The following is a 330-nucleotide window of genomic DNA, read 5'->3' as shown; positions in this document are numbered from 1 at the left end:
GCCGGCGGCCAGCAGCGCCAGAAGACGTAAGCGCGTCGGCTCACCCGCCGCCCGCAGCACGTCCACCAACGCATCCAAACCTAGCCTGACGGGTTCACCCATATCCGATCCAATCAACATATAAAGATATCTTTATGTGAAATGATTTGGTCGTGCAAGCGGGATTTCGATCGGTTCACGAAATTCCCTGCGCAAATCGCGACATCTCTCCTCACAAAAAAAGCCCCTCTCCACCACCCTCATTGCTGTGCTCGTCACAGCAATCCAGCGCCCCAAGTCCTTGGGGCAAAAGACTCTCCTCACGGCGCCGACGCGCCGTGGCTGGATCCC

This window comes from Rhizobium sp. UBA1881, assembly GCF_002338015.1.
Taxonomy (GTDB): Bacteria; Pseudomonadota; Alphaproteobacteria; order Rhizobiales; family Rhizobiaceae; genus Rhizobium.
The sequence above is the reverse complement of the archived record's forward strand: the minus strand, read 5'-3'. Positions refer to the sequence as shown.